This is a genomic window from Lysobacter sp. GQ73 (assembly GCF_059758755.1).
In genome coordinates this window covers 125,559-151,041 of the sequence record NZ_JCAXEE010000008.1, presented here as the reverse complement: position 1 = coordinate 151,041, position 25,483 = coordinate 125,559, and the positions used below count along the sequence as shown (strand labels likewise).

21 protein-coding genes are annotated in these 25,483 nt (G+C 69.7%); 9 read left to right on the top strand and 12 right to left on the bottom strand.

What is annotated here, in order from left to right; all coding sequences use genetic code 11:
* Positions 1 to 25 precede the first annotated feature (25 nt).
* The 3 genes from AC6CH2_RS19865 to AC6CH2_RS19855 form a co-directional block, all read right to left on the bottom strand.
* Positions 26 to 928: a DMT family transporter gene (locus AC6CH2_RS19865; RefSeq protein ID WP_498270721.1), complete on the bottom strand. Its 903-nt coding sequence runs from the start codon at positions 926 to 928 to the stop codon at positions 26 to 28.
* Complete coding sequence (locus AC6CH2_RS19860) at positions 925 to 1,554, bottom strand: methyltransferase domain-containing protein (RefSeq protein WP_498270720.1); 630 nt, start codon at positions 1,552 to 1,554, stop codon at positions 925 to 927. Before AC6CH2_RS19860 ends, AC6CH2_RS19865 begins: the two co-directional genes overlap by 4 nt.
* A 436-nt stretch (positions 1,555 to 1,990) precedes the next feature.
* Positions 1,991 to 2,566, bottom strand: a complete 576-nt coding sequence (locus AC6CH2_RS19855) for a GNAT family N-acetyltransferase (protein WP_498270719.1) — start codon at positions 2,564 to 2,566, stop codon at positions 1,991 to 1,993.
* Positions 2,567 to 2,904: 338 nt separating this feature from the next.
* On the opposite strand from AC6CH2_RS19855, the gene AC6CH2_RS19850 reads away from it, so the two are divergent.
* Positions 2,905 to 6,597: an indolepyruvate ferredoxin oxidoreductase family protein gene (locus AC6CH2_RS19850; protein ID WP_498270718.1), complete on the top strand. Its 3,693-nt coding sequence runs from the start codon at positions 2,905 to 2,907 to the stop codon at positions 6,595 to 6,597.
* 87 nt (positions 6,598 to 6,684) lie between these two features.
* On the opposite strand, the gene AC6CH2_RS19845 is transcribed toward AC6CH2_RS19850, so the two are convergent.
* Genes AC6CH2_RS19845 through AC6CH2_RS19835 form a run of 3 tightly spaced genes read right to left on the bottom strand, consistent with a single transcriptional unit; the run spans position 6,685 to position 8,261 of the window.
* A complete protein-coding gene (locus AC6CH2_RS19845; RefSeq protein ID WP_498270717.1) occupies positions 6,685 to 6,927 on the bottom strand; it encodes a hypothetical protein in 243 nt (80 codons plus the stop codon).
* 24 nt (positions 6,928 to 6,951) lie between these two features.
* Entirely contained in the window at positions 6,952 to 7,725 is a 774-nt protein-coding gene (locus AC6CH2_RS19840; protein ID WP_498270716.1) for an anti-sigma factor family protein, read from the bottom strand.
* Positions 7,722 to 8,261 (bottom strand): sigma-70 family RNA polymerase sigma factor, encoded by a 540-nt coding sequence (locus AC6CH2_RS19835; RefSeq protein WP_498270715.1) that lies wholly within the window; start codon positions 8,259 to 8,261, stop codon positions 7,722 to 7,724. The genes AC6CH2_RS19840 and AC6CH2_RS19835 overlap by 4 nt, the downstream gene beginning before the upstream one ends.
* 129 nt (positions 8,262 to 8,390) lie before the next feature.
* Here AC6CH2_RS19835 and AC6CH2_RS19830 point away from each other — a divergent pair, with 129 nt between their 5' ends.
* Both AC6CH2_RS19830 and AC6CH2_RS19825 read left to right on the top strand, forming a co-directional pair.
* Positions 8,391 to 9,533, top strand: a complete 1,143-nt coding sequence (locus tag AC6CH2_RS19830; protein ID WP_498270714.1) for a catalase family peroxidase — start codon at positions 8,391 to 8,393, stop codon at positions 9,531 to 9,533.
* Positions 9,530 to 10,102, top strand: a complete 573-nt coding sequence (locus tag AC6CH2_RS19825; RefSeq protein ID WP_498270713.1) for a cytochrome b — start codon at positions 9,530 to 9,532, stop codon at positions 10,100 to 10,102. The genes AC6CH2_RS19830 and AC6CH2_RS19825 overlap by 4 nt, the downstream gene beginning before the upstream one ends.
* 11 nt (positions 10,103 to 10,113) lie before the next feature.
* On the opposite strand, the gene AC6CH2_RS19820 is transcribed toward AC6CH2_RS19825, so the two are convergent.
* From AC6CH2_RS19820 to AC6CH2_RS19810, 3 genes are all read right to left on the bottom strand, one after another.
* Positions 10,114 to 10,419 carry a putative quinol monooxygenase gene (locus AC6CH2_RS19820; protein ID WP_498270712.1) on the bottom strand — a complete coding sequence of 102 codons (306 nt, stop codon included), beginning with the start codon at positions 10,417 to 10,419 and terminating at the stop codon, positions 10,114 to 10,116.
* 41 nt (positions 10,420 to 10,460) lie between these two features.
* A complete protein-coding gene (locus AC6CH2_RS19815) occupies positions 10,461 to 12,359 on the bottom strand; it encodes a M61 family metallopeptidase (RefSeq protein WP_498270711.1) in 1,899 nt (632 codons plus the stop codon).
* Positions 12,360 to 12,648: 289 nt separating this feature from the next.
* A complete protein-coding gene (locus tag AC6CH2_RS19810) occupies positions 12,649 to 14,352 on the bottom strand; it encodes an NAD(P)/FAD-dependent oxidoreductase (protein WP_498270710.1) in 1,704 nt (567 codons plus the stop codon).
* A gap of 233 nt (positions 14,353 to 14,585) precedes the next feature.
* Between AC6CH2_RS19810 and AC6CH2_RS19805 the strand changes: the two genes are divergently transcribed.
* Positions 14,586 to 16,175, top strand: coding sequence for an OpgD/OpgG family glucan biosynthesis protein (locus tag AC6CH2_RS19805; protein WP_498270709.1), 1,590 nt, complete (start codon positions 14,586 to 14,588; stop codon positions 16,173 to 16,175).
* A gap of 154 nt (positions 16,176 to 16,329) precedes the next feature.
* On the opposite strand, the gene mnmG is transcribed toward AC6CH2_RS19805, so the two are convergent.
* The 3 genes from mnmG to AC6CH2_RS19790 all read right to left on the bottom strand — a co-directional run bounded on the left by mnmG (position 16,330) and on the right by AC6CH2_RS19790 (position 19,559).
* Positions 16,330 to 18,219: a tRNA uridine-5-carboxymethylaminomethyl(34) synthesis enzyme MnmG gene (gene mnmG / locus AC6CH2_RS19800; RefSeq protein ID WP_498270708.1), complete on the bottom strand. Its 1,890-nt coding sequence runs from the start codon at positions 18,217 to 18,219 to the stop codon at positions 16,330 to 16,332.
* A 613-nt stretch (positions 18,220 to 18,832) separates the two neighbouring features.
* Complete coding sequence (locus tag AC6CH2_RS19795) at positions 18,833 to 19,354, bottom strand: hypothetical protein (protein ID WP_498270707.1); 522 nt, start codon at positions 19,352 to 19,354, stop codon at positions 18,833 to 18,835.
* Positions 19,355 to 19,436: 82 nt separating this feature from the next.
* Positions 19,437 to 19,559, bottom strand: a complete 123-nt coding sequence (locus tag AC6CH2_RS19790; protein ID WP_498270706.1) for a hypothetical protein — start codon at positions 19,557 to 19,559, stop codon at positions 19,437 to 19,439.
* Between the two features lie 545 nt (positions 19,560 to 20,104).
* Between AC6CH2_RS19790 and AC6CH2_RS19785 the strand changes: the two genes are divergently transcribed.
* From AC6CH2_RS19785 to AC6CH2_RS19765, 5 genes are read left to right on the top strand one after another with little or no spacing between them, the layout of a single operon-like run.
* On the top strand, positions 20,105 to 20,779 hold the full coding sequence (locus tag AC6CH2_RS19785; RefSeq protein WP_498270705.1) for an ABC transporter ATP-binding protein: 675 nt from the start codon (positions 20,105 to 20,107) through the stop codon (positions 20,777 to 20,779).
* On the top strand, positions 20,763 to 21,812 hold the full coding sequence (locus AC6CH2_RS19780) for an HlyD family secretion protein (RefSeq protein ID WP_498270704.1): 1,050 nt from the start codon (positions 20,763 to 20,765) through the stop codon (positions 21,810 to 21,812). Before AC6CH2_RS19785 ends, AC6CH2_RS19780 begins: the two co-directional genes overlap by 17 nt.
* An 8-nt stretch (positions 21,813 to 21,820) precedes the next feature.
* Positions 21,821 to 22,837: an HlyD family secretion protein gene (locus tag AC6CH2_RS19775; RefSeq protein WP_498270703.1), complete on the top strand. Its 1,017-nt coding sequence runs from the start codon at positions 21,821 to 21,823 to the stop codon at positions 22,835 to 22,837.
* Positions 22,834 to 24,159, top strand: a complete 1,326-nt coding sequence (locus AC6CH2_RS19770) for an efflux RND transporter periplasmic adaptor subunit (RefSeq protein ID WP_498270702.1) — start codon at positions 22,834 to 22,836, stop codon at positions 24,157 to 24,159. The genes AC6CH2_RS19775 and AC6CH2_RS19770 overlap by 4 nt, the downstream gene beginning before the upstream one ends.
* Positions 24,156 to 25,406: an ABC transporter permease gene (locus AC6CH2_RS19765; protein WP_435397194.1), complete on the top strand. Its 1,251-nt coding sequence runs from the start codon at positions 24,156 to 24,158 to the stop codon at positions 25,404 to 25,406. The genes AC6CH2_RS19770 and AC6CH2_RS19765 overlap by 4 nt, the downstream gene beginning before the upstream one ends.
* Positions 25,407 to 25,483 lie beyond the last annotated feature (77 nt).

Genomic DNA, 25,483 nt, shown 5'->3' with positions numbered 1-25,483 from the left:
GCGGTGCGTTCGACGATGACGTCTCTCAATCGCACTGTTTGGTCGCGCTGCCGGACGGATCGGCGCGCGCCGGCTCGGCCGGCGAGCTGCGCGTCGTCGCCAGGAACGAACCCAGCAGCACCAGCACGAAGCCGGCGCACATGCCGTAGGTGAGCGGCTCGTCCAGCAAGGTCACGCCCAACAGCAAGGCCACCAGCGGATTGAGATAGGTGATGACGGTGGCGCGGGCCGGGCCCGCTTCGGCGATCAGTGCGAAGAACAGCAGGAACGCCAGCGCGGTGCAGATCACGCCCAGGATCGCTATCGACCCGGCCGCCCGCACCGTGATCTGCGCCGGCCAGGCGCCGAGCGCGAACGGCGTATAAGCCAGCGCCGCCAACGCCAGCGATGCGGCGATGACGCCCAGGGGCGGCACGTTCGATAGGTAACGGCTGATGATGATCGGGCCGAGCGCGTAGCCCAGTGCGGTCGCCAATGCGGCAGCCATCGCCCAGCGGTTGGAAACGTCGATGTCCAGGCCCACCAGGGCCGCCACGCCCGCCAGGCCGACGCCGAGGCCCAGCAGCCGGCGCCCGTCCAGCTTCTCGTGCCCGCCGATGGCCATCAGGCCGGCGGTCATCACCGGAACCGTGGCGATCAACAGACCGGCGGTCGAACTGTTGATGCGGGTCTCGGCATAGCCGAGCAGCCACCACGGGATGCTGATCTCGACCAGGGTGAACGCGAGTAAGGGCCGCCAATGGGACAGCAGCGGCCGCAACTCGCCGCGCGCGGCCGCGATCGGCAGCAACAGCGCCGCGCCGATGAGCGTGCGTCCGAACGCGACCGTGACCGGCGACACGTCGGCCACCGCGACCCGGATCAGCAGGTAGGGCACGCCCCAGATCACTCCCAAGGCGAGGAACAGCCACCAGGCGCGCCGGCTCATGCCGTCCTCCGCGCGAGCACGCTGCGCCAGGGACCGTCCCGGCCGTCGAAGCGCGACTCCCAGCCGACCATGAAACCTGCCTGCCGCAGACGCTGGTCCAGTCCTGCTGCCGACCAGCGCACCACCCGATAGTCGCCCGAGTCGCCGTGCTCCCAGAACTCGTCTTCGCCCATCGGGTACGACAGCAGCAAGGCTCCGTCCGCAACCAGGGCCTGGGCCAGCTTGCGCAACACGCCGTCGATGTCGGCGCGTTCGAAATGCTGCAGCACGCACAGCATCGCGATGCCCGCATGGCGGCCCTCGATCTCGTCGGTGAGCAGATCGAAGACCTCGGCCCGCCGACCGCGCAGGGCCTGGAAGTCGCAGAAGGCCTGGGTCACGTCGGTGCGGCGCACCGGTACCGCAAGCGCCTCGAGGAAATCCGCATCCCAGCCGGGCCCCGACCCGATCTCCAGCACCCCCTCGCCGGACGGCAAGGCCTCGGCGAACCGCCGCAACGCCTCCGCCGCCGCGGCCGACGGCTGCGACGACACCGAGGCGGCATAGTCGTGCGCGCATTTTTCGTAGGCGGCGACAGTGCGCCGGTTGCTGGACTGAGACGGTGCCATCGGGACGATCTCCTGCATTCATGCATTGCCGCCGAGACCGCCATCTAAACATAGGCGGGGGCGGGATGGATGCAGGTTCCATGGAATGCCGGATGCGGCGCACGGCGACGCGATGGGTCGTGGTTTGCCTCGCTTCTAGATCGGTCGGGCTGGGTACGTCGCGAGACCGAATCGGCGCGGTCGCGGCTTGCCCTGGGGGCTACCGCATCCGTGTGTCGCTACCAATCTACCCCTGCAGGAGCGAGGTGAGTCGCGATGCTGGATGCGCAGTATGACGAGGCTGTCGTCATCATCGGAGCGACGTGCTTGCGCCAGGGTAGGAGCGGCGCAAGCCGCGACCGCGTCATGACGATCTTGCGGCGTCTGCGGGGCTGCGCACGACAACAGCAACAACCAGGGTTTGGCCCAAGCAGCGCAGCGAGCCGAAGTTCAGCGGTCGCGACTTGCGTCGCTCCTACTCTGGGGCGGTCTTGCGCCGATGCGCCCGCCAATCGCTGCGCAACAGCGCATATAAGGCGGTGTCCGACACCACGCCTTCCACGATCCAGCGTTCGCGCAGGTAGCCTTCGCGGACGAAGCCCTGGCGCTCGATGCTGTGGATGGAGGCGGTGTTGCGCGGGTCAATGTCGGCTTCGATGCGGTTGAGGTCCATCGCCTCGAAACCGTAGTCGATCAGCGCCGGCAGGGCTTCGCTGATGTAGCCGCGCGACCAGGCCGACACGGCCAAGGCGTAGCCGATTTCGGCGCGGCGGCACGGCGGGTCGAGATTGAACAGGGTGCAGGTGCCGATCAGGGCGCCGTCGTCGCGGCGCTGCAAGCCGAGGCAGAGGTAGCGGCCGGCGGCCATCGCCTCGCGGTCGCGGGCGATCCGGGCCTCGGCTTTCTCGATCGAGTCCCAGGGCGGCGAACTGCCGTAACGCATCACTTCGGGATCGCCGTAGATCGCCATCAGAGCGCCGGCGTCGGCGTCGACGAGCGGCCGCAACGACAGACGCTGCGTGGTCAGGACGACTTGGTCGAAGGCGGTCATGCGCGCACTCTACCTGCGCGACGCGCGGCTCGACCGCACGGCACGCGGCGGCCAGAGCGCCGTCCGGCCTTGGCCGGCCGCGTGAACAAAACGGCGAATGCTGCGCATCTGCCGGCCCCCACCGCCCGGCGCGGGCACGATCCGCCGCGGTACGGGCGCGCGTATTCAGCCGCTGGCGCCGGCTTCCTGCGTGATGACTGGCGCATCTGCCGGCCCGATTCCGCCCAAAGGCTATAATTCCGAGTCTTTGCTCGGGCCCCGGCGCGCCGCCGCCGTCCCGGCCGGGATGCCGTCCCGCCCCGCCAGCCAACCCGCGGCACCGCCGCGAGAGCCCGCCCATGACCAGCACCGCAGAACTCAGCTCGCCTTCGTCGGCGAATACAGACCTGACCAACAGCGTCCTCGACCCAGACTATTCGCTCGATCACAAGTACACCCGTCAGGAAGGCCGCATCTACCTGAGCGGCGTGCAGGCGCTGGTGCGCCTGCCGCTGATGCAGCGTTTGCGCGACCAGGCCGCCGGCCTCAACACCGCCGGCTTCATCTCCGGCTACCGCGGCTCGCCGCTGGGCGGTTTCGACCTGGAACTGTGGCGCGCGCGCAAGTACCTGGAAGCCTCGGGGGTGAAGTTCACTCCGGGCCTCAACGAGGACCTCGGCGCGACCATGGTCTGGGGCACCCAGCAGACCAATCTGTTCCCCGGCGCTAAGGTCGAGGGCGTCTACGGCATGTGGTACGGCAAGGGCCCGGGCGTGGACCGCACCGGCGACGTGTTCAAGCACGCCAACGCCGCCGGCACCAGCAAGTACGGCGGCGTCCTGGCCCTGGCCGCGGACGACCACGCCTGCCGCTCCTCGACCCTGCCGCACGGCTCGGAAGGCGAGTTCACCAGCGCGATGATGCCGATCCTGAACCCGGCCGGCGTACAGGACATCCTCGACATGGGCCTGATCGGCTGGGCCATGTCGCGCTTCACCGGGCGCTGGGTCGGCTTCAAGACCATCGCCGAGACGGTCGAGTCCTCGGCCTCGGTCGACGTCAATCCGCTGGCGCTGAACATCGTCACCCCGGACGACTTCGTGATGCCGCCGGGCGGCCTGAGCATCCGCTGGCCCGACCCGCCGATGGACCAGGAAATGCGCCTGCACCAGTACGCGGTCAAGGCCGCGCAGGCCTTCGCCCGCGCCAACGGCATCGACCGCACGGTGATCGACTCGCCGAACGCGCGCCTGGGCATCATCACCACCGGCAAGAGTTATCTCGACGTCCTGCAGGCCCTGGAATACCTCGGCCTGGACGCGCGCGCCTGCTCCGAACTCGGCATCCGCGTGTACAAGGTCGGCATGACCTGGCCGCTGGAGCCGGTCGGCCTGCGCGCGTTCGCGCGCGGCCTCGACGACATCCTGGTGGTCGAGGAGAAGCACGCCTTCATCGAAAGCCAGATGAAGGAGTCGATGTACAACTGGGACGGCGAACGCCGTCCGTCGATCGTCGGCAAGTACGACGAGAACGGCGAGTGGATCCTGCCCTCGACCGGCGAGCTGACCCCGGCGCGCATCGCCGGCGTGATCGCGCGCCGCATCCAGCGCTTCCACAACTCCGAGCACATGGAGAACGTGCTGCGCTGGATGGACGAGAAGGAAAGCGAGCTGGCCCTGCCGCGCGCCTCGTTCCCGCGCGTGCCGCATTACTGCTCGGGCTGCCCGCACAACACCTCGACGGTGGTGCCGGAAGGCTCGCGCGCGCTCGGCGGCATCGGCTGCCACTACATGGTCACGTGGATGGACCGCGAGACCAACACCTTCACCCAGATGGGCGGCGAAGGCGTGACCTGGTGCGGCCAGTCGGCCTTCACCGACACCGAGCACGTGTTCCAGAACCTCGGCGACGGCACCTATTTCCACAGCGGTTCGCTGGCGATCCGCCAGTCGGTCGCGGCCGGCGTCAACATCACCTACAAGATCCTCTACAACGACGCGGTCGCGATGACCGGCGGCCAGCCGGTCGACGGCACCCTGTCGGTGCCGCAGATCGCCCACCAGGTGCGCTCGGAAGGCGTGCAGACCATCGTCCTGCTGTCGGACGACATCGCCAAGTGGAACAAGCGCGAGCTGTTCCCGAGCGAGGTCGAGTTCTACGACCGCAAGGAGCTCGACGCGGTACAAAAGCGCCTGCGCGAGGTCAAGGGCACCAGCGTGCTGATCTTCGACCAGACCTGCGCGACCGAGAAGCGCCGTCGCCGCAAGCGCGGCAAGATGGTCGATCCGCAGAAGCGGGTCATGGTCAACACCCTGGTCTGCGAAGGCTGCGGCGACTGCGGCAAGAAGTCGTTCTGCGTGTCGGTGCTGCCGAAGGAAACCGAGTTCGGGCGCAAGCGCGAGATCGACCAGTCCAACTGCAACAAGGACTACAGCTGCGTCAACGGCTTCTGCCCGAGCTTCGTCACCGTCGAAGGCGGCGGGCTGAAAAAGAAGAAGGGTTCTTCGGCCAAGGACCGCCTGCAGGACCTGCCGGCGCCGCAGTTGCCGGCGCTCGACACGCCCTGGAACATCCTCATCACCGGCGTCGGCGGCACCGGCGTGGTCACCATCGGCGCCCTGCTCGGCATGGCCGGCCATCTGGAAGGAAAGGGTGCGAGCGTGCTCGACCAGACCGGCCTGGCGCAGAAGGGCGGCGCGGTCACCACCCACATCCGCATCGCCAAGACCCCGGCCGACATCCACGCCGTGCGCATCGCCGCCGGCGAGGCCGACCTGGTGCTCGGCTGCGACATGGTCGTGGTCAACGACTACTGGGCGCTGTCGAAGGTGCGCGCCGGCCGCAGCGCGGTCGTGCTCAACACCTACGAGGCGATGCCGGGCACCTTCACCACCCGCCCGGACATGCAGTTCCCGGCCACCGACATCGTCGCCGCGGTGCGCCAGGCCCTGGGCGGCGCCGAGCCTTTGCTGGTCGACGCGACCCAGCTCGCCACCGCCCTGCTCGGCGACGCCATCGCCACCAACCTGTTCATCCTCGGCTACGCCTGGCAACGCGCGCTGGTGCCGATTTCGTTCGCGGCGCTGATGCGCGCGATCGAACTCAACGGCGCCGCGATCGAGATGAACAAGACCGCCTTCGCCTGGGGTCGCCTGGCCGCGATCGACCCGAAAACGGTCGCCGAAGCCGCCGGCCTGGTGCGCAATGCGCCGACCGTCGCCGAAGCGACGCCGCACGATCTGCCGCATCTGGCTCCGGGCCAGTGGGAAGGCAAGGAATGGGGCGCGACTTCGGCGCCGCGCGCGACCCGCAACGGCGACGAGCTGCGTCACGTGCCGGCGCAGGCCGACAGCGACAACGTCGCCTTCCTGCCGCTCGACGATCTGCGCCTGTCGCGTTCGCTCGACGAGTTGATCTCGCGCCGCGTCGCTTTCCTGACCGAGTATCAGGACGCCGCCTACGCCAGGCGCTACGCCGACTTCGTCGCCAAGGTGCGCGCGGCCGAGCAGGCCAAAGCGCCGGGTTCGACCGACCTGGCCGAGGCGGTGGCGCGGTACTCGTTCAAGCTGATGGCCTACAAGGACGAGTACGAAGTGGCGCGCCTGTACACCAGCGGCGATTTCCAGCGCAAGCTGGAGCAGCAGTTCGACGGCGACTACAAGCTCAAGTTCCACCTCGCGCCGCCGCTGCTCGCCAAGAAGGACGAGCAAGGCCGATTGATCAAGCAGGAATTCGGCCCCTGGGTGTTCACCGCATTCAAGTGGATGGCGAAGTTGCGCAAGCTGCGCGGCAGCAAGCTCGACATCTTCGGCTACACCGAAGAGCGCAAGATGGAGCGCCGGCTGATCGCCGACTACGAGCAGACCGTGACCGGCCTGCTGGCGACCCTGGACGGCGGCAACGTCGACCTCGCCGCCGAGATCGCCAGCATCCCCGAGCACATCCGCGGCTATGGTCACGTCAAGGAAGCGCACCTGCACAAGGCGAAGGAACGCGAGGCCGAGTTGCTCAAGGAATACCGCAACCCCTTGCGGATCGTGCAGGCGGCCTGAGCGCCGCCGGCATGAAACGAAAAGCCCCGCATGCGGGGCTTTTCGTTGCGCGCGAACTTCATCGCGCCGATCGAGGCCTGCGCTGTTTCAACTGCTGAGGCGGCGATCGATCTCGCTCGCCAGGTCCTGCACCTTGGCCGACTCGGTCGGCATCTCCGAGCCGTGCTGCGCGGCCCGCACCAGTTCGACGCGCGCCGCTTCCAGGGCCGGGTCGTGATACTGGGCGATCATGAAGCGGCGCCAGTCCTGCTGCGTCGCCATGCCTTCCGCCAACGAGCGCAAAAAGGTTCCGAACTCGTTGCGCGTGTCCTGCATGTCCGTAGAGCTCATCGTCATCGCCTTTCCTGAGTTCTGTCAGATCGCGCCATCCAGCGCGCGCCTGACGACATCCGCCGATTCCCCACGGCTCACCATCGCATAGTTGTACCCCCCGCGCGACCAGTACTGCGCGAGCAGGTCGCCGTCGCGGCGGTCGCCGCGCGGCAGCAGGTGGCGGCGGGGGCCCGGCGGCCGGATATAGAAGCTGATCGCGTTACCGCCGGCGTCCTGGTAGACGACCAGGGCCGCGGCGCCCTGTTCAGTCGCGAGCAGGCGCGCGCCGACCTGGCGGAAACCGGCGCCGCTCAGGTCGGGCAGGCGCATCGGCTCGCGGAAACGGGCGTCCAGCCAGCCCTGCAGGTCGTCGCCGTGCGCCGGCTGGTCGGGGCGCAGATCGAAACGCGCGGCGAACAGACGGTGCGCTTCGAGCGCATCGCCCATCGGCTTCGCCGTGGCGTACGCCGCCGGCGCGGCGGCGGCGAATTCCTGGCTGCGCCATGCGCGCATCTGCCAGCCGCCGATGCCGCCGACCCCGAGGCTCAACAGCACCGTCGCCGCCATCGCATAGCGCGCGCGGCGCCGACGCGCGAGACCGGCGCGCAGGCGCGTCGGGTCGAGCGCGGCCGGCACCGTTTCCGCCTCCCCGTGCAGGGCCGCGCGCAGCAGCTGTGCGTCGCGCTGCCAAGCCTGGACCTCGGCCGCGCGTTCGGGATGGCGCGCAAGCCAGTCCTCGACCACGGCGCGGCGTTCGCCGCCGAGGCGCCCATCGACGTAGGCATGGAGGTCGTGTTCGCTCGGCGTCGTGTTCATGGGGAAGACTTGGTTGCGGTGGCGGGCTTCAACAATCTCAGCGGCGCGGCCGGGGTTTCGCCGTCGCTGAGCCGGCGCAAGGCTTCGCGAGCGCGCGACAGACGCGACATCACCGTGCCGATCGGCACCTGCAGAATGTCGGCGACCTCCTGATAGCTGAGCCCCTCGACCGAGACCCACAACAACAAGCTGCGTTGCTCGACCGACAGGCGTTGCATCGCTTCCAGGGTCGAACGCGCGAGGACTTCGCGCTCGGCCGAAGGTTGGCTGTCGTGGGAGAGGCCGAGCCTCGACAACACGCCGGCATAGCGTTGTGCGCGGCGTTGGCCGTCGAGGAACTGGCGGTACACGATCGCGAACAGCCACGGCCGCAGCGCCTGCTCGTCGCGGCGCCGGCCCCAGCCGAGGATCGCCCGTTCCATCGCCGCCTGGACCAGGTCGTCGGCGGCGTGCGGATCGCGCGCGAGCCAGCGCGCGAACCGTCGCAGGGACGGCAGTTGTTCGCGCAGGGCGCTGTCGAGGTCGCTGGCGGGCATGAGCGGTCCGGGAACGCGGGTCGGGGAATCGCTAAGCAAGACGCCGCTGGCCGCAGTTTATTCCCCGGTCTGGGGAATAAACCTCGCCGCGGTGCGTCGTACCCCAAGATTCCCGACCCGAGCGCCGCCATGTCTCCGTCCCACCCGCCCGCCGCACCGCCGCCCAACCCCAACCCAAACCCAAACCCCGACCCCAACCCCGACTCCGTCCATCGCCCCGCCAGGCCGCCCCATGCGCTCGCGCGCTGGGCCCTGATCGTCGCCGCCGTGGCCGGCACCGCCGTCGCGTTCGCCTATGTCGGCGGCTGGCTGAGTCCGCAGCGCCTCACCTCGCGCGGCCTGGTCGACCGCCTGCAGCTCAACGGCGGTCTGCACCCGGGCTATCGCCGCAACCACGCCAAGGGCGTGTGCGTGATCGGCCACTTCGACAGCAACGGCGCCGCCGCGAAGTACTCGAAAGCGGCCGTGTTCGCGCCCGGCCGCACGCCCCTGGTCGGCCGCTTCGCGATTCCCGGCGGCAACCCGCACGCACCGGATTTCGGCGTGCCGGTCCGCAGCCTGGCCTTGAGCCTGACCCAGGCCGACGGCCAGCAATGGCGCACCGGCATGAACAGCATGCCGGTGTTTCCGGTGGCCACGCCGCAGGCGTTCTTTCAGCAATTGCAGGCCGGTCGGCCCGACCCCGCGACCGGCAAGCCCGATCCGGCCAGACAGGCCGCGTTCTTCGCCGCGCACCCGGAAACCGCAGCGTTCCGCGCCTGGGCCAAGAACCACAAACCCTCGCCGAGCTACGCCACCGAAACCTATTACGGCCTCAACGCGTTCTACTTCGTCGACGCCGCCGGCGCGCGTCATGCGGTGCGCTGGCGCGTCGCCGCCGACAACGGCCCCGACGGCGCCGTACCGGCGACGCCGTCCGAGGACTATCTCGAGGGCGAACTGCAGCGGCGGCTCGCGCACGGGCCGCTGCAGTGGCGCTTGCTGGTGACTCTCGCCGCACCCGGCGACCCGACCGCCGACGCGACCCGGGTCTGGCCGCCGGACCGGCGCGAGATCGACGCCGGCCGCGTGGTGCTCGAACGCAGCGAGCCGCAGGCACAAGGCGCCTGCCGCGACCTCAATTTCGACCCGCTGATCCTGCCCGCGGGCATCGCTGCGTCCGACGACCCGCTGCTGCCGGCGCGCTCGTCGGCGTACGCCGAATCCTATCGCCGCCGCACCGCAGAACACGCCGGCGGCGCCGCCGCTGGCTCACAGGAGCCACACCGATGAAGCGCGATCCCGAACTGTTCTGGTGGCCGGCGCGCGTGCTGCACTGGCTGATGGCGGCGATGGTGCTGAGCATGCTGTTCGTCGGCGTCGGCATGGTCGCCAGCGTCTCGGCGCGGCACAGCTGGCTGCTCGCGCTGCACAAGCCGCTCGGCGCGGCGATCCTGGTTCTGGCGGTGTTGCGCTTGATCCTGCGTCTGTGGCGCAGGCCTCCGCCGTTGCCGGCCGACCTGCCCGCGCTGCAGCGTATCGCCGCGCAGGTTTCGCACTGGCTGTTGTACGCGCTGATGCTGGCCTTACCGCTGGTCGGCTGGGCGATGCTCTCGGCCGGCGGCTACCCGGTCATGCTCGGCGAAACCCTGCGCCTGCCCGCGATCGCACCGTTCGACGCCGACTGGTTCGCGGTTCTGCGCGGGCTGCATCGGCTGCTGGCGTACTCGCTGTTCGGCCTGATCCTGCTGCACGGCGCCGCCGCGCTGTACCACGGCCTGATCCGCCGCGACGGGGTATTGCGCAGCATGCTGTGGCGGCGGCGCGCAACGGTGGACACTCCGTCATCGCCCGAGGAGTGAGCGGACCGGCTTCAGCCGCGCAGGCCGCGCAGGCCGTGCCCGCCGACCGGTTCGGTCTCGTGATGCTCGTCGAAGCCGGCGATGATCGGCTTCGCCTTGGCGATCGCGGCCTGGACCGACGGCAAGGCCAGCGAGGCGCGATGGCTGTCCCGGCTGTCCCAGACTTCGCTGATCCAGATCGCGTCGGCGTCCTTGGGGTCGCGCGCGACGACGTAGCTCAGACAGCCGGGCATGGCGTCGATGCCGTCGAGCAGGATCGCGATCAGGGCATCGCGCTGGCCGGCGGCGGCGGTCATCTTTCCGATCAATCCGTACATGGTCCGGGTCTCTTGAGGTTCGGCGAGGTTGAAATACCGGTTTACTTCGGCGCGTAGATCTTCGACAGGCGGTCGGGCGTGCCTTCGATGCGTTCGAGCTTCGGGTACTTGAGGCCCTCGCGGTAGTCGATGCGCACGGTCTTGATCGCGTCGCCGTTCTTGATCAGCAGTTCGATCGGGTGCCGACCGTCCTTGGCCGCGGTGACCGCGTCCTTGAGCCGCTCGCCGTTGCTCGCATAGCCGTTGACCGCGAGCACGACGTTGCCCGGGGCGATGCCGGCGTCGAAGGCCGGCCCGTCCCAGCGCACGCTGGCCACCGAGGAGTCGCCGTTCGACACGCTCATGCCGAGCGAATAAGTAAGATCGACCGCCTTGCGTTCGCCCTCGGCGAGCTTCTGGAACTCGCCCGGCGTCTCGGTGAACACCAGCTTCCAACCGCTCGCGGCCAGGCCGTCGGTCGGCGGCGCGTGGCCGTCGATGCGCTCGCGCAGGAAGCCGGCCCAGTCGAACGCGGCGACGCCGTCGAGCGCGGCGACCACGTCTTCGAATTCGTAGGGCCTGACCCGGTAGTCGCCGTTCTCGCCGGCGAAGAAGGCGCGGGCGAAATCGTCGAGCGAGCGCTTGTCGCCGCTGAGCGCGCGCAGCTTGGCGTCGACCGCCAGCCACACCAGCTGGCCGCCGTTGTAGTAGTCCTCGCTGAGCTGGTAGCTCGTATACGACTTCGGCTTGCGCTGGGCGATGACCGGGTCGTAGGTAGTGTCCTGCAGGCTGCGCCAGGCCAGGCCCGGGCGATCGTTGCTGTAGCGCGCCGCCACTTGCGCCAAGGCCTCGCGCGCCAGCTCCGGTTTCCACAGGCCCGAGCGCACGGTCAGTACATAGCCCCAGTACTGGGTCTGGCCTTCATAAACCCAGAGCAGGCCGTCGCTGAGCGGCTGGTTGAAGTTCGGCGCGGCGATCCCGGCCGGCCGCCGGTACTTGCCGTTCCAGGAATGGGTGAACTCGTGCGCGAGCAGATCGCGGCCGATCGCGCTGCCGCCGTCCCAGCCGGTGAAGTAGTCGACGTCGACGCCGTTCTCGCTGGAGCGGTGATGCTCCAGGCCGATGCCGCTCATCTGGCCCGACAGCGAGAGCAGGAACTCGTAGCGGTCGAACGGACGCGAGCCGAACAGCTTGTAGGCCTGGCCGACCAACCGGCGATGCAACTCGATCTGCTCGGGCTTGGCTTCCAGGTACTTGGCGGCGTCGGCGACCAGGTTGAGCCGCACCGGGGTCTTCGCCCCCGGGTCGAGATCGATCTGCTTGAAATGGCGGCCGGCGAACACCGGCGAGTCGAGCAAGGTGTCGAACGGCACCGCGCGATAGCGCAGTCGGTCGCCCTCGCGCGCCTCGAGTTCCAGCGCGGTGCCGGCCTGCCAGCCGGGCGGCAGCTTCAGAGTCGGCGCGATCTGGATGCCGCGCGCGTAATACCCGGCCGGGTACAGCGCGACCTGGTTCCACTGCACGTTGAGCATGTCGGCGGTCATCACCACCCGGCCCGGCGTGCCGCCGGTGGGCGTGAGCATGTCGAAGCTCAACTCCAGCTCGGCAACGCCTTCGGGCACGACCAGCTTGAAGGCATAGACGTCGAACGGGTCGCGCTGCCAGGCGATGGCCTGGCCGTTGCCGCGGATGCGCAGGCCGGCGAGCTTGTCGATCGGGCCGGTCGGCGAATGATTGCCCTGAATCCACTGCGGAAACAGCAAGGTCAGCGCGCCGGCCTGGACCGGCAGGCGCTGGCGCACATGCATGACGCGCCGCGCCAGGTCGGTCGCATCGACCTCGAGCTGCACCAGGCCGGGATACGGCACATCGCGCGGCGCGGCGGTCTGGGCGCCCGCATTCGAGAACGGCAGCGCCGCGGCGATCAGCAAAGGCAGGACGGCGTGGATCGGACGGACCATGGAGAACTCCGGCGGCGCGAACACGGGACGGGATCCCGCATCCTACCCATCGCGCCCGCCCTGCCCCCTGCCATTCGGCATGGCCGCCGGCGGCGGGGCGCGGTCGACCGATTGCGCACAAGGCATGAGCAATCGTGGGATAGGTGGTGGGTGCCCGCTGCGCACCTGCCGCCGTTCCCGCGCAGGCGGACTCCGCTTTACTTCGGCGCGGCCGAACACCCGAGGCTTGACCCAGGCAGGGCGCTCAGGGCTTCTAGCCGACGGCTTGCGGCTGGAAGCTACGCCCGCCTCAGCCCCGCCCCAGGCCCGCCATGATGCTCATCGCCACCGCTTCGGCGGTCTTGATGCCGTCCACCGCCGCCGACAGGATGCCACCGGCATAGCCGGCGCCTTCGCCCGCCGGGAACAGGCCGCGGGTGTTGAGGCTGTGGCCGTCGGGGCCGCGGGTGATGCGCACCGGCGAGGAGGTGCGCGTCTCGACGCCGGTCAGCATCGCGTCGGGCATGGCGAAACCCTTGAGCTGCCTGTCGAAGGCCGGCAAGGCTTCGCGTATCGCCGCGATCGCGTAGTCGGGCAGCGAGGCGCTGAGGTCGCTCAGGCGCACGCCGGGCGTGTACGAGGGCTGCACCGCGCCGAGCGCGGTCGAGGGCCGCCCGGCCAGGAAATCGCCGACGGTCTGGCCCGGCGCTTCGTATTCGCCGCCGCCCAGGACGAAGGCCTGCGCCTCCCAATGCCGCTGCAGGGCGATGCCGGCCAGCGGGCTGCCGGGGCCTTTATCGGCGGTGTCGTCGTAGGCCCGGTAGTCCTCGGGGGTGATGCCGACCACGATCGCGGCGTTGGCGTTGCGTTCGTTGCGCGAATACTGGCTCATGCCGTTGGTGACCACGCGCCCGGGTTCGCTCGCCGCCGCGACCACGGTGCCACCGGGGCACATGCAGAAGCTGTAGACCGAACGGCCGTTGCGGCAGTGATGCACCAGCTTGTAGTCGGCGGCGCCGAGTATCTCGTGACCGGCCTGCGGCCCGAAGCGGGCGCGGTCGATCAGCGATTGCGGGTGTTCGATGCGGAAGCCGATCGAGAACGGCTTGGCCTCCATGAACACGCCGCGCGAATGCAGCATCGCGAACGTGTCGCGGGCGCTGTGGCCGACCGCGAACACGACGTGGTCGGCGCGCAGTTCGCCGCCGTCGGCGAGGGTCAACCCGCGCAGTCGCCCGTCCTCGATCAGCACGTCCTCGACCCGCTGCGAGAAACGGATTTCGCCGCCGAGCGACTCGATCGTCTCGCGCATGTTCTCGACCATCGAGACCAGGCGGAAGGTGCCGATGTGCGGCTTGCTGACGTAGAGGATTTCCTCCGGCGCGCCGGCCTTGACGAACTCGGTCAGCACCTTGCGGCCGTGATGCAGCTTGTCGCTGATCTGGCTGTAGAGCTTGCCGTCGGAAAACGTGCCGGCGCCGCCTTCGCCGAACTGCACGTTCGACTCCGGATTGAGCACGCGCTTGCGCCACAGGCCGAAGGTGTCGACGGTGCGTTCGCGCACCGCCTTGCCGCGCTCGAGGATGATCGGGCGGAAGCCCATCTGCGCCAGCACCAGGCCGGCGAACAGGCCGCAGGGACCCATGCCGATCACGATCGGCCGCAACGGCAGCGCCTCGGGCGCGCGGGCGACGAACTTGTAGTCGGTATCGGGGGTCGGCAGCACCTTGCCGGCGTCGGCCGCGCCCGGCTTGCCCTTGGCGTGCGCCGGCGCCGCGGCCTCGGCGGCCTCGGCGGCTTGGAAACGCCGCAGGATCTCCGCCTCGCGCGGCGTGTCCACGTCGATCGAATAGATCAGCACGATGCCGCCGCGCTTGCGCGCGTCGTAGCTGCGCTTGGCGATGGTGTAGCCGGTCAGTTCGTCCGCGGCGATGCCGAGGCGGGCGAGGATGGCGTCGGTGAGGGCGCTGGCCGGGTGGTCCAGCGGCAATCGCAGGTCGGTGAGTCGAAGCATGGCGATATTCTAAGAGGCTTCGGCGGTGGGCGGCTTTTCGTGCGCCGCTGGTGCAGGAACAACGGCCCCGGAACCCTCGCCCCACCCGCTCCCGCACGCCGGAAACAGCGCCGGACGCGCGGGCGGATGAGGAAGCCGGGCATCGCGACCGCCGCCTCAACGCCGCCATAACCAACGTCCAATCGGGATTGGCTAGCATGCCCGGTCCTGTTGCCACGACGTCGCCTTCCCCAATGATCCGACGCCAATTCCTCAAATCCGCGGCCGGCACCCTGGCCACCCTCGGTCTGCCGTTGCCGGCGCTCGCCTGGGCCGCGCCCGGCACGACCCAGCTCGGCCCGGCCCGGCCCTTCGATTTCGCCGGGCTCAAGGGCCAGGCCCGCGCCCTGGCCGAACGCGCCTACGCGCCGCGCAGCACCACTCTGCCGCCCGCGGTCGAGGCGATGAACTGGGACCAATACCAGTCGATCCGCTTCCGCCGCGACCATGCCCTGTGGGCGCAGGACGACACCCGCTTCCTGGGCCAGTTCTTCCACCTCGGCCTGTTCTTCAAGTCGGCCGTGCGCATGTACGAAGTCGACGGCGGCCAGGCGCGCGAGATCGTCTACGACCCGGCGATGTTCGACCGCGCCCGCAGCGGCCTGGACGGCAAGCCGCTGCCGGCCGACCTGGGCTTCGCCGGCTTCCGCCTCAACACCCGCAAGGACCCCGAGCGCGACTTCGCCGCCTTCCTCGGCGCGAGCTATTTCCGTGCGGTCGGCGGCGAAGGCCAGTACGGCCAGTCGGCGCGCGGCCTGGCGATCGACACCGGCACCGGCCGCCCCGAAGAGTTTCCCGATTTCACCGCGTACTGGCTGGAACGCCCGAGTCCGCAATCGGACACCTTGGTGATCTACGCCCTGCTCGATTCGCCGAGCATCGCCGGCGCCTACCGCTTCGCGATCACGCCGGGCCAGGTGCTGCTGATGGACATCGATTGCGCGCTGTACCCGCGCAAGACCATCGAGCGCATGGGCCTGGGCCCGTGCACCAGCATGTACCAGGTCGGCGAGAACGATCGCCGCATGGACTGGGACTGGCGCCCTGAGATCCACGACACCGACGGCCTGGCGATGTGGACCGGCAGCGGCGAGTGGATCTGGCGCCCGCTGTGCAATCCGACGCAGCTGCGCTTCAACATGTTCGCCGACGACAACCCGCGCGGCTTCGGCCTGCTGCAGCGCGACCGCAACTTCGACCATTACCAGGACGACGGCGTGTTCTACGAGAAACGCCCCTGCCTGTGGGTCGAACCCAAGCAGGGTTGGGGCGCGGGTTCGGTGCAGTTGGTCGAGATCCCTACCGTCGACGAGTCCTTCGACAACATCGTCGCGTTCTGGAACCCGCGCGCCAAGCCGCAGCCCGGGCAGGAGTTGCTGTTCGGCTACCGCCTGTACTGGGGCGCGATGCCGCCGGCGACGCCGAAGCTCGCCCATTGCGTGGCCACGCGCACCGGCCTGGGCGGTCGCATCGGCTTCAAGCGCGACTATTTTTCCTGGCGCTTCGCGGTCGATTTCGCCGGCGGCCCGCTGGCCGAACTGGCCAAGCGCAATGCGACGGTGGAACCGGTGCTGCAGATCGGCCGGGGCCGCCTGGAAACCGTGTCGTGTCGACCGCTGCACGAGATCGGCGGTTACCGGGTGATGTTCGATGCGGTGCCGCAGGGCGACTCGACCGAGCAGATCGACCTGCGCCTGTTCCTCAAGGATGCCAGCGGCGCGCTGAGCGAGACCTGGTTGTATCAGTGGTCGCCGCCGGAGAAGAGCGAGCGCAAGCTGTATTGAACGCTTGCTACGAAGGCAGAGCAAAAGCGGCAACGTCAACGGCAAATCCCCCTGCCCCCTCTACAAACGGGGGACAGCGAGAGCCGATCTTCCGGTATCTGGAACCTCTGCGGTCGCGAGTCCCGAGACCCGAGACCCGAGACCCGAGAGAGCCTCAAGCCACCCTGGCCCGCCGCGCCCGGGTCAAATGCACCAACAGCAGCGAGATCGCCGCCGGGGTCATGCCGGGGATGCGCTGGGCCTGGCCCACGGTCTGCGGGCGCACTCGCTCCAGCTTCTGCTGCGCTTCCGCCGACAGGCCGCGCACCGTGGCGTAATCGAATTCGCCCGGGATCGGCGTGCTCTCGTTGCGCTGCTGGCGCTCGATCTCGCCGCGCTGGCGGTCCAGGTAACCGGCGTACTTGACCCCGATCTCGACTTGCTCGGCGACCTCGGGCTCGGCCACCGCCGGACCCAGCGAGGGCACGCTCATCAGCTGGGCGTAGTTGATCTCGGGCCGCTTGAGCAGATCGCATGCGCTGCTTTCGCGGCTGACCTCGATGCCGAGGGTCTGGGCGATCTCGCGGCCGAGCGGGTTGTTCGGCGCCGCCCACACCGCGGCCAGGCGCGCGCTCTCGCGCTCGATCGCCTCGCGCTTGCGCGCGAACGCGGCCCAGCGCGATTCGCCGACCAGGCCGAGCCCGCGCCCGGTCTCGGTCAGGCGCAGGTCGGCGTTGTCCTCGCGCAACTGCAGCCGGTACTCGGCGCGCGAGGTGAACATGCGATAGGGCTCGCTGGTGCCGTGGGTGATCAGGTCGTCGACCAGCACGCCGATGTAGGCCTCGTCGCGGCGCGGGCTCCAGCCCTCGGCGCCGGCGACGAAACGCGCTGCGTTGACGCCGGCCAGCAGGCCCTGCGCGGCGGCCTCCTCGTAACCGGTGGTGCCGTTGATCTGGCCGGCGAAGAACAGGCCGGCGACGGCCTTGGTCTCCAGGGTCGACTGCAGCCCGCGCGGATCGAAGAAGTCGTACTCGATCGCATAGCCGGCGCGGGTGATGTGGGCGCGCTCGAAGCCGCGGATGCTGCGCACCAGGTCGAGCTGCACGTCGAACGGCAGCGAGGTCGAGATGCCGTTCGGGTAGATCTCGGCCACGTCCAGGCCTTCGGGCTCGACGAATATCTGGTGACTGGCCTTCTCGGCGAAACGCACCACCTTGTCCTCGATCGAGGGGCAGTAGCGTGGGCCGATGCCTTCGATCTGCCCGGTGTACAGCGGCGAGCGGTCGAGCGCGCCGCGGATGATTTCGTGGGCGCGCTCGGAGGTGTGGGTGATCCAGCACGACACCTGACGCGGATGGTCGGCCGGCCTGCCCAGGAAGGACATCACCGGACGCGGATCGTCGCCCGGCTGCTCTTCCATGACCGAGTAATCGAGGCTGCGGCCGTCGATGCGCGGCGGCGTGCCGGTCTTGAGCCGGTCGACCACGAACGGGCCCTCACGCAGGCGCGCGGCCAGGGCGATCGCCGGCGGGTCGCCGGCGCGGCCGGCGGCATAGGTGGTCTGGCCGACATGAACCTTGCCGGCGAGGAACGTACCGGCGGTCAGCACCACCGCCGGCGCAGCGAAGCGCAGGCCGGTCTGGGTGAGCACGCCGGTGACCCGGCCGGCGTCGAACTGGATATCGTCGACCGCGGCCTGGAACAAGGTCAGGTTCGACTGCGCCTCGACCGCTCGGCGGATGAAGCTGCGGTACAGCGAGCGGTCGGCCTGGCAGCGGGTGGCCCGCACCGCCGGGCCCTTGCTGGCGTTGAGCCGGCGCCACTGGATGCCGGCGGCGTCGGCGGCGCGCGCCATGATCCCGCCGAGCGCGTCGATCTCCTTGACCAGGTGGCCCTTGCCGATGCCGCCGATGGCCGGGTTGCAGCTCATCGCGCCGACCGTCTCGACCGAGTGGGTCAGCAGCAGGGTGCGCGCGCCGGCGCGCGCCGAGGCCAGCGCGGCCTCGGTGCCGGCATGGCCGCCGCCGACCACGATCACGTCGTATTGGAAGAAGGATTCGTTCATCGGTTCAAGGCACCACGGTCGCACCGTCGTCGGAAGCGACGCTCAGGACGCGGATTTTAGGCCAGACCGGGGCGGACCGCCTTCACCCGCGCTTGGCACACTTCATGCTTGGGTACTTAGTGCACCTTGCGGGGCAGGCGCTCGACGCCGGCTGGAATTGGAACAGGGGCTGGCCAAGCGCTCGCGGGGGAAGCTGGGGGGCCGAATGTCGGGGGACATTCGGCCCCTTTTTATTGCCTGTCGTTCGGGTCCCCGAACGGGGCCATCCCGGCGCCGGCACGACCGGCGACTGGGTCGAATCGCCGCGGCATGCGCCGGCAGGGCGAGCTAAGCCATTGATCAAAAACGCAAAGGCGCGCGTGGATACGCGCGCCTTTGGGTGTTTCCCCGGAGTCCGGGGGAATGGGCGCCGACGCCTGACAAGGACGGAACAGGGGGGATCCGTGATTCCTCGCCAGGCGCCGACATAGAAGCCTTGCTTACCGAAAACGTCCAAATACGACGTAAGCGGTCAGTAGCGGTAGATTGCTGTCACTTCCGCCTGAACGCAAGTGCTCGCCATTCCAAATCCAGCGTCCTGGCTGGCCGGCCTTAACATCCGGCCAGACTCCGTTCAGCGTTCGACGTCCTTCCAGGCCCGGCCGCCGTCGCGACGGGTCGAAGGAGTGGACGGCATGCGCGGCTGCATCGGCTGCTGCTGCATGGCCCGCGGCTGCGGCATGCTGCGCGGCTGCGAGACCGCACCGGGGTTCGTCGGCGCCCAGGCGCCGCCGCCGACCGGACGCGTGTCGCGCCACGGAATGCCGCGCGAAGGCTGGCTGGTCTGCGGCGGACGATGGGTCGGCGGACGATGCGGCCGGTTCGGGTAGTAGTAGCGCGGGTACGGATACGGGTAATAGCCCGGGTAGCCGTAACCGCCGCCGTAGTAACCGGGGTAGCCGTAGTTGCGATAGCGATAGGCGTCGCCGTACGGGTAGTAGCCGTACCCGTAGTTTTGGCCGTAATAGCCGTAGTCGACGCTGGGACGGCCGTAGTAATACGAACCGGCACCCCCGCCGCCGCGATAGGCGTAGTCGGACACGCAACCGGCCAGCAGGCCGGCGGCGATGAGCGGAACGATGAGCTTGCGGATCATGGCAGACCCCCTGGTGAGGGTTTCAGCTTCGGCCCGAGGCGTTGAACTCGGGCTTAATTCGACCCGCGCGCTGCTGTACGGTTCAGCCCTTGCTGTCGGCCGAGGCATCGCCTTGCGGCGCCGAGACCATGGTCGGGTCGATGCGCGGCGGCAGGCAACCCACCAACAGGACGAGGAGCAGGCATACCGTGAGTTTGCGGAGCATGTGGATTCCCTGTGGTGAGCGTGGACGAAAGCGCCTGAGCGAAGCCGGCCGTAATCGAGCCGGCCGTGAACGAAGCCGGTCGCGATTGCGGCGACCGGTTGGAGTCGGCTTCGGCCCTATCCTGGCGTTTCCATCAGGGAATATCCAGGTCCGAGTCCGGGTGATGCCGGCGCGCGCAGACGACGGGCCTGGACGGCGCCGCGTCGGCACGCGGCGCTCACGCCTGCGTCCGAGCGGTGGCGACACGCCTAAGCTAGTCTTCGCGCGGGCGGCGTTTGCTGCACGGGTTCACAGAAAACCATGCTGCATCGCATTCGGACGCGGGGCCGCGCATCGCGGCATGTCGCGCCGCCTCCGGGTTAAGGTAGATTGACCGCGATGGAATACGGCCAGGGATCGGTCTACGCCGCGCATGCGGCCTGCCCGCCCCGGTCGCCGCGTCGCGGAACTTCGCCGGCGGGCGCCGGGTCGTTCCCGGTCGCCCGGGCCTGCGTTCGCGCGCTCGCCCACGCCTCGTCTTTCCCCTTCTGGCCTAAGCAGTCCCGATGATCGAACTGGATGCGGTCCATCGTCGCTACGAGATGAATGGACAAGCGGTCGATGCCCTGGCCGGCGTGGACCTGAGCATCGCGGCGGGCGAATTCGTCGCCATCACCGGCGCCTCGGGCTCGGGCAAGTCCAGCCTGCTCAACATCCTCGGCTGTCTCGACCGGCCGACCCGCGGGCGTTATCTGATCGAAGGCCGCGACGTCGCCGCGCTCGACGACGAGGCCGCCAGCGACATCCGCAACCGCCGCATCGGCTTCGTGTTCCAGAGCTTCCATCTGCTGCCGCGCCTGAGCGTGATGGAGAACGTCCTGCTGCCGCTGCGCTTCCATCGCCAGCCGCCGCCCGACAGCGCCGAACGCGCGCGCGAGCTGCTCGCGCGCGTCGGCCTGGGCGAGCGCAGCGAGCACCGGCCGAGCGAGCTGTCCGGCGGCCAGCAGCAACGCGCGGCGATCGCGCGTGCGCTGTTGCTGCGCCCGGCCCTGCTGCTGGCCGACGAACCCACCGGCAACCTGGATTCGAAAAGCGCCGCCGACGTGCTCGACCTGATCGAGGAAGTGCACGGCGGCGGCCAGACCGTGGTGCTGGTGACCCACGACCGCGACCTCGCCGCGCGCGCGCCGCGCGAGGTGCGCCTGCACGACGGCAAGGTCGACCATGACTCGGCCGCCTGAGTTGGGCCACGCTCTTCGCCGGGTCTTTCGCCAGATCCTTCGCCGGACCCGCCCGCGCCTGTCGCGGCTGGCGCCGGCGCTGATCGCGCTGTCGCTGGCTGCGCCGCCGGCGTCCGCGGTGGTGTTGACCGGCGAGGTGCGCTCGGTCGGCGCGCAGCCGATCTACACCCCGCAGTCGAATACCGCGCCGGTGGCGATCCGCTACTTCGTCGCCGAAGGCCGGGCGGTCAAGGCCGGCGAGGTCGTGCTGCGCATCGACCCGGGCCAGGCCGGCACCCAGATTCCCGACCTCGACGCCAAGATCGAACAGGCCCGCGCCAAGGCCGCCAAGGAACTGGCCGAACTCGAGGTCAAGGCGGTCGATGCCGAAGTCGCGCTCGCCGATGCCGAGGCCGCGCTGGCCACGGCCAGGATCGAGGCGGCGATTCCGCGCGGCCTGATCTCGCAGCTCGACTACGACCGCCACCAGGGCGAACTCGACAAGACCACCCGCGAGCTCACCCTCAAGCGCGAGCAGTTAGCCGCCGCGCGCGCCGCAGTCGCGCGCCGCCAGCAGGACGCCAAGCTCGAAGTCGACAAACTGATCGTGCAGCGCGAGTACTACGCCGCGCTGCTGCGCCAGTCGGAAGTGCGCGCCGAACGCGACGGCATCGTCCTGCACGGGTTCAACAACAATTGGATCGGCGGGCGCATCGACGAGGGCAGCTCGACCATGCCCGGCAGCAAGGCCGGCGAAGTGGTCGGCCGCGGCGGCGGCATGGAAATCCGCGCCTGGGCGCTGGAACCGGACCGGCGCGGCCTCGCCGTCGGCCAGCCGGTGCAGTTGGCGTTCGACGCGCTGCCGCGGCAACGCGTGCAGGGCCGGATCAAGGCCATCGCCGGCGCTCCCGACCGCAAGCCGGAATGGGGCGAAGGCCGCTACTTCAGCCTCGACATCGAACTGCCGCGCGGGCACGCGCTCAAGCTGCTGCCGGGGATGAGCGTGCGCGTATCGACCGCGGTGCCGAAGGCCTCGGCGGGGGCGTCGCGATGACGCGGGCGGTGCCGGCTTCGACATCGTTCGCCCCGATATCGCTCATTGCGATATCGTTCGTTGCGATATCGCTCGCCGCGGCGCAACCGGCGGGCGCGGCGACCCTGCGCATCGACGGCGAGGTCTACGCGCGGCGCAGCTCGGCGCTGACGCCGCCGAACGTCGAGCGCATGTGGCAGTTCAACATCACCCGACTCGCGGCCGACGGCGCCCCGGTCAAGCGGGGCCAGCCGGTGATCTCGTTCGACAGCAACGACGTGGTCAAGCAACTCGGCGAGAAGCGCAGCCAGCTGAAGGAAAAGCAGAGCGAACTCGACAAGCTCGAGCTGGAGCTGGCCGAACGCGAGCACAGCGAGCGCCTGGCCACCGCCGAAGCGCGCGCCGAACTCGACAAGGCGCAGCGCAAGACCCAGCAGCCGGCCGAGCTGATCGCCGGCATCGAATACCGCAAGCTGTTGGTCGCGCGCGCGCAGATGGAACGCAAGATGATCCTGGCCCAGCGCCGCGAAAACCTGTCGGCCGAACAACGCCGCCAGGAGCGGCGCCTGCTCGCCGCCGAGCGCGCGCAGTTGCAGGCCGACGTCGAACGCCTGCAGCGCTCGTTGGCGGCGCTCGAGGTGAGCGCGCCGCGCGACGGCCTGATGATGCACCGGAGCAATTGGGAAGGCGAAAAATACGATGTCGGCTCGCAGGTCTGGGTCGGCCAGACCGTCGCCGAGATTCCCGACATGAGTACTCTGGCGGTGCGCGCCGAATTGCCCGAGCGCGACCTGCGCCGGGTCGCGGTCGGCGCGCCGGTGCGGATCGTGGTCGAGGGCGGCGCCGGCAGCGTGCTGCGCGGGCGCATCGCCTCGATCGGCAACGCCATCCGCAGCAAATCGCAGGTGCAACCGGTGCCGGTGCTGGACCTGGACGTGCGCCTCGACGACCCGCGCGCGCCGCTGCGTCCGGGCCAGGCGGTGCGGGTCGAGATCGCCTCGGCCCAGCCGGCCGCGCCTGCGGCCGCACGGAGCCCGGCCCGATGATGCGCGCCGGCGCCATTGCGATCTTCGCCCTGGCCTGGCTGTCGGCCTGCGCGGCCGACACCGCGCCGGCCACCGTCGAGACCATCGCCGCCGCGCCCTTGCGCCTGAGCGTGCGCGGCGAGGGCGAACTGAAGTCGGCCAAGGCCACACCGCTCAACGTGCCCGGCCGTAACTGGGCCTCGCGCCAGCTCGAATGGATGCTGCCGGAAGGCAGCGCGGTGAAGAAGGGCGACCTGATCGCGCGCTTCTCGGCCGCGCAGGGCCGGCAGGAACTCAGCCAGACCTTGATCGACCTGCAGCGCAATCTGCTCGCGCGCGCGGCCAAGCAGGGCGAACTGGCGACCGCGCACAGCAAGGTCGCGGTCGACCTGGCCGAGGTCGCGGTGCAGCTCGGCATCGCCGAGCGCTACGCCAGCGCCGACCTCAGTACCCTGGCCCGCAACGAAGTGCTCGACGCGGTGCAGGACGCGAGTTATCTGAAAGCCAAGCGCGACACCCTGGAATGGCAGCGCGGCCAGGCCGGCGTGCGCGGCAGCGCCGAACTGGCGGTGCTGGATGCGCAGCGCGCGACCTTCGAGCTCACCGCCCAGGCGCGCCAGTCCGACCTCGATGCGCTGGAACTGCGCGCGCCGAACGACGGCGTGCTGATGCTCGCGAGCAACTGGTCCGGCGACAAACCCAACGTCGGCGCGACCCTGCGCGCCGGCTTCGACTACGGCAGCCTGCCCGACGCTTCGGCGATGGAACTCGAACTGAGCCTGCCGCAGATCGAGGCGCAGGGCCTGCAGGTCGGCCAGGCGGTCGAGATGTTCCCGGTCGGGCGGCCCGAGCAGCGCATCCGCAGCAAGCTGTCGTGGGTCGCCAGCGCGGCCAAGGTGCGCAGCCAGGACAGCCCGGTGAAATACCTGACCATGAAAGCGCCGATTCCGGCCGAAGCGATCGCGCGCTACCGGCTGGTGCCGGGCCAGCGGCTCGAAGCGCGGGTGATTTTGTTCGATGCGCCCAAGGCGCTCAGCGTCGCCAACGTCGCCATCGACAGCGACGCCGGCAAGGACTACGTGCGGGTTCGCCGGGGCGGCGATTTCCTGCGCCGCGAAATCCAGCTCGGCGTGCGCGGGCCGGCGCGTTCCCAGGTGCGCTCGGGCCTGCGCGAGGGCGACGAGGTGCTGCTGGTCGAAGCCGGCGCCGTCGACACCGCCAGCCGAACCATCGAGCCCCCGGCCGAGAGCGACGCCGCGGGCCAGGCCGCGCCCGACGAAGGCGCCCCGGCCGCCGCGGCACCGGCGCGCAAGGGCCGGAACGCGCATCAGGTGCGTCCTTGAACCGTTTCGCCGGCCTGCTGCCGTCGATCTGGCGCGAGGCGATCGAAGAGCTGTGGCGCCGCCGCCTGCGCACCTTGCTGACCCTGCTCGGCCTGATCTTCGGGGTCGGCGCGATCGTCGCCATGCAGGCGGTCGGCGAGGGCAGCCGGCGCGAAGCGCTGCGCCTGGTCGAGAGTCTCGGCCTCAACAACCTGATCGCCGAAGCCAAGCCTCAGGACGAAAACAGCCTGCGCGAAACCCGCGCGCGCAGCCTCGGCCTGAGCCTGGCCGATGCCGACGCCGCACTCGCGGTGGTGCCCGGCGCCGAGCGCTACGCCGCCGAGAAACCGATCCGCACCCATTCAGTGTTCAGCGACAGCGGCCACAGCGACGCCCAGGCCAGCGGCGTGAGTCCGGACTATTTCGCCCTGTCCTCGCTGCGCATCGCCAAGGGCCGCAGCCTGAGCGACGACGACGACCGCGCCCTCGCCGCGGTCGCGGTGCTCGGCCATCAGGCCGCCGCCGATCTGTTTCCCGGGGTCGACCCGATCGGCCAGTATCTGAAGGTCAACCACGTCTGGCTGGAAGTGGTCGGCGTGCTCGCCGACCGCGACCTCAGCAAGGACCAGTTCGAAGGCGTGCAGCTCGGACTGGAGAGCAACCGCGTCTACCTGCCGCTGGCCAGCGCCCGCGCGCGCTTCCGCTTCCAGCCGCAGGAGGACGAGATCGACCGCTTCCTGCTGCGCCTGCGCGATCCCTCGCAACTCGCCGCCGGCGCGCGGGTGCTGTCGACCGTGCTCGGCCAGCGCCATGCCGGCATGCCCGACTTCCGCCTGGTGGTGCCGCAGCAGTTGTTCCAGCAGCACCAGAAGACCCAGCGCATCTTCCGCGTGGTGATGGGCGCGATCGCCGGCGTCAGCCTGCTGGTCGGCGGCATCGGCATCATGAACATCATGCTCGCCAACGTGCTCGAACGGCGCCGCGAGATCGGCCTGCTGCGCGCGCTCGGCGCGCGCCGGCGCGACGTGATCGCGCAGTTCCTGCGCGAGGCCATGGTCATTTGCGTCGCCGGCGCGGCGCTGGGCCTGCTGTTCGGCGTGGCCCTGGCCTATCTGATCGCCGCCTTCGCCGGCTGGCAGGTCGCCTGGGCGCCGCTGCCGGTGCTGGGCTCGGCCGTGTTCTGCGCCGCGGTCGGCCTGGCCTTCGGCGTGTATCCGGCGCGGCAGGCGGCGCGGCTCGACCCGATCGCGGCGCTGCGCCACGACTGAACTCGTCCTGTCGCCGGCGCCGCACGACGCCAATCCGCCATCCGGCGCATGCCAGGACGACCGGGCCTGGGCTACGC

Coding starts and splice junctions, on each gene's coding strand:
- AC6CH2_RS19865 (WP_498270721.1), bottom strand. CDS start 928: ATGAGCCGGCGCGCCTGGTGGCTGTTCCTCGCCTTGGGAGTGATCTGG.
- AC6CH2_RS19860 (WP_498270720.1), bottom strand. CDS start 1,554: ATGCAGGAGATCGTCCCGATGGCACCGTCTCAGTCCAGCAACCGGCGC.
- AC6CH2_RS19855 (WP_498270719.1), bottom strand. CDS start 2,566: ATGACCGCCTTCGACCAAGTCGTCCTGACCACGCAGCGTCTGTCGTTG.
- AC6CH2_RS19850 (WP_498270718.1), top strand. CDS start 2,905: ATGACCAGCACCGCAGAACTCAGCTCGCCTTCGTCGGCGAATACAGAC.
- AC6CH2_RS19845 (WP_498270717.1), bottom strand. CDS start 6,927: ATGAGCTCTACGGACATGCAGGACACGCGCAACGAGTTCGGAACCTTT.
- AC6CH2_RS19840 (WP_498270716.1), bottom strand. CDS start 7,725: ATGAACACGACGCCGAGCGAACACGACCTCCATGCCTACGTCGATGGG.
- AC6CH2_RS19835 (WP_498270715.1), bottom strand. CDS start 8,261: ATGCCCGCCAGCGACCTCGACAGCGCCCTGCGCGAACAACTGCCGTCC.
- AC6CH2_RS19830 (WP_498270714.1), top strand. CDS start 8,391: ATGTCTCCGTCCCACCCGCCCGCCGCACCGCCGCCCAACCCCAACCCA.
- AC6CH2_RS19825 (WP_498270713.1), top strand. CDS start 9,530: ATGAAGCGCGATCCCGAACTGTTCTGGTGGCCGGCGCGCGTGCTGCAC.
- AC6CH2_RS19820 (WP_498270712.1), bottom strand. CDS start 10,419: ATGTACGGATTGATCGGAAAGATGACCGCCGCCGCCGGCCAGCGCGAT.
- AC6CH2_RS19815 (WP_498270711.1), bottom strand. CDS start 12,359: ATGGTCCGTCCGATCCACGCCGTCCTGCCTTTGCTGATCGCCGCGGCG.
- AC6CH2_RS19810 (WP_498270710.1), bottom strand. CDS start 14,352: ATGCTTCGACTCACCGACCTGCGATTGCCGCTGGACCACCCGGCCAGC.
- AC6CH2_RS19805 (WP_498270709.1), top strand. CDS start 14,586: ATGATCCGACGCCAATTCCTCAAATCCGCGGCCGGCACCCTGGCCACC.
- mnmG (WP_498270708.1), bottom strand. CDS start 18,219: ATGAACGAATCCTTCTTCCAATACGACGTGATCGTGGTCGGCGGCGGC.
- AC6CH2_RS19795 (WP_498270707.1), bottom strand. CDS start 19,354: ATGATCCGCAAGCTCATCGTTCCGCTCATCGCCGCCGGCCTGCTGGCC.
- AC6CH2_RS19790 (WP_498270706.1), bottom strand. CDS start 19,559: ATGCTCCGCAAACTCACGGTATGCCTGCTCCTCGTCCTGTTGGTGGGT.
- AC6CH2_RS19785 (WP_498270705.1), top strand. CDS start 20,105: ATGATCGAACTGGATGCGGTCCATCGTCGCTACGAGATGAATGGACAA.
- AC6CH2_RS19780 (WP_498270704.1), top strand. CDS start 20,763: ATGACTCGGCCGCCTGAGTTGGGCCACGCTCTTCGCCGGGTCTTTCGC.
- AC6CH2_RS19770 (WP_498270702.1), top strand. CDS start 22,834: ATGATGCGCGCCGGCGCCATTGCGATCTTCGCCCTGGCCTGGCTGTCG.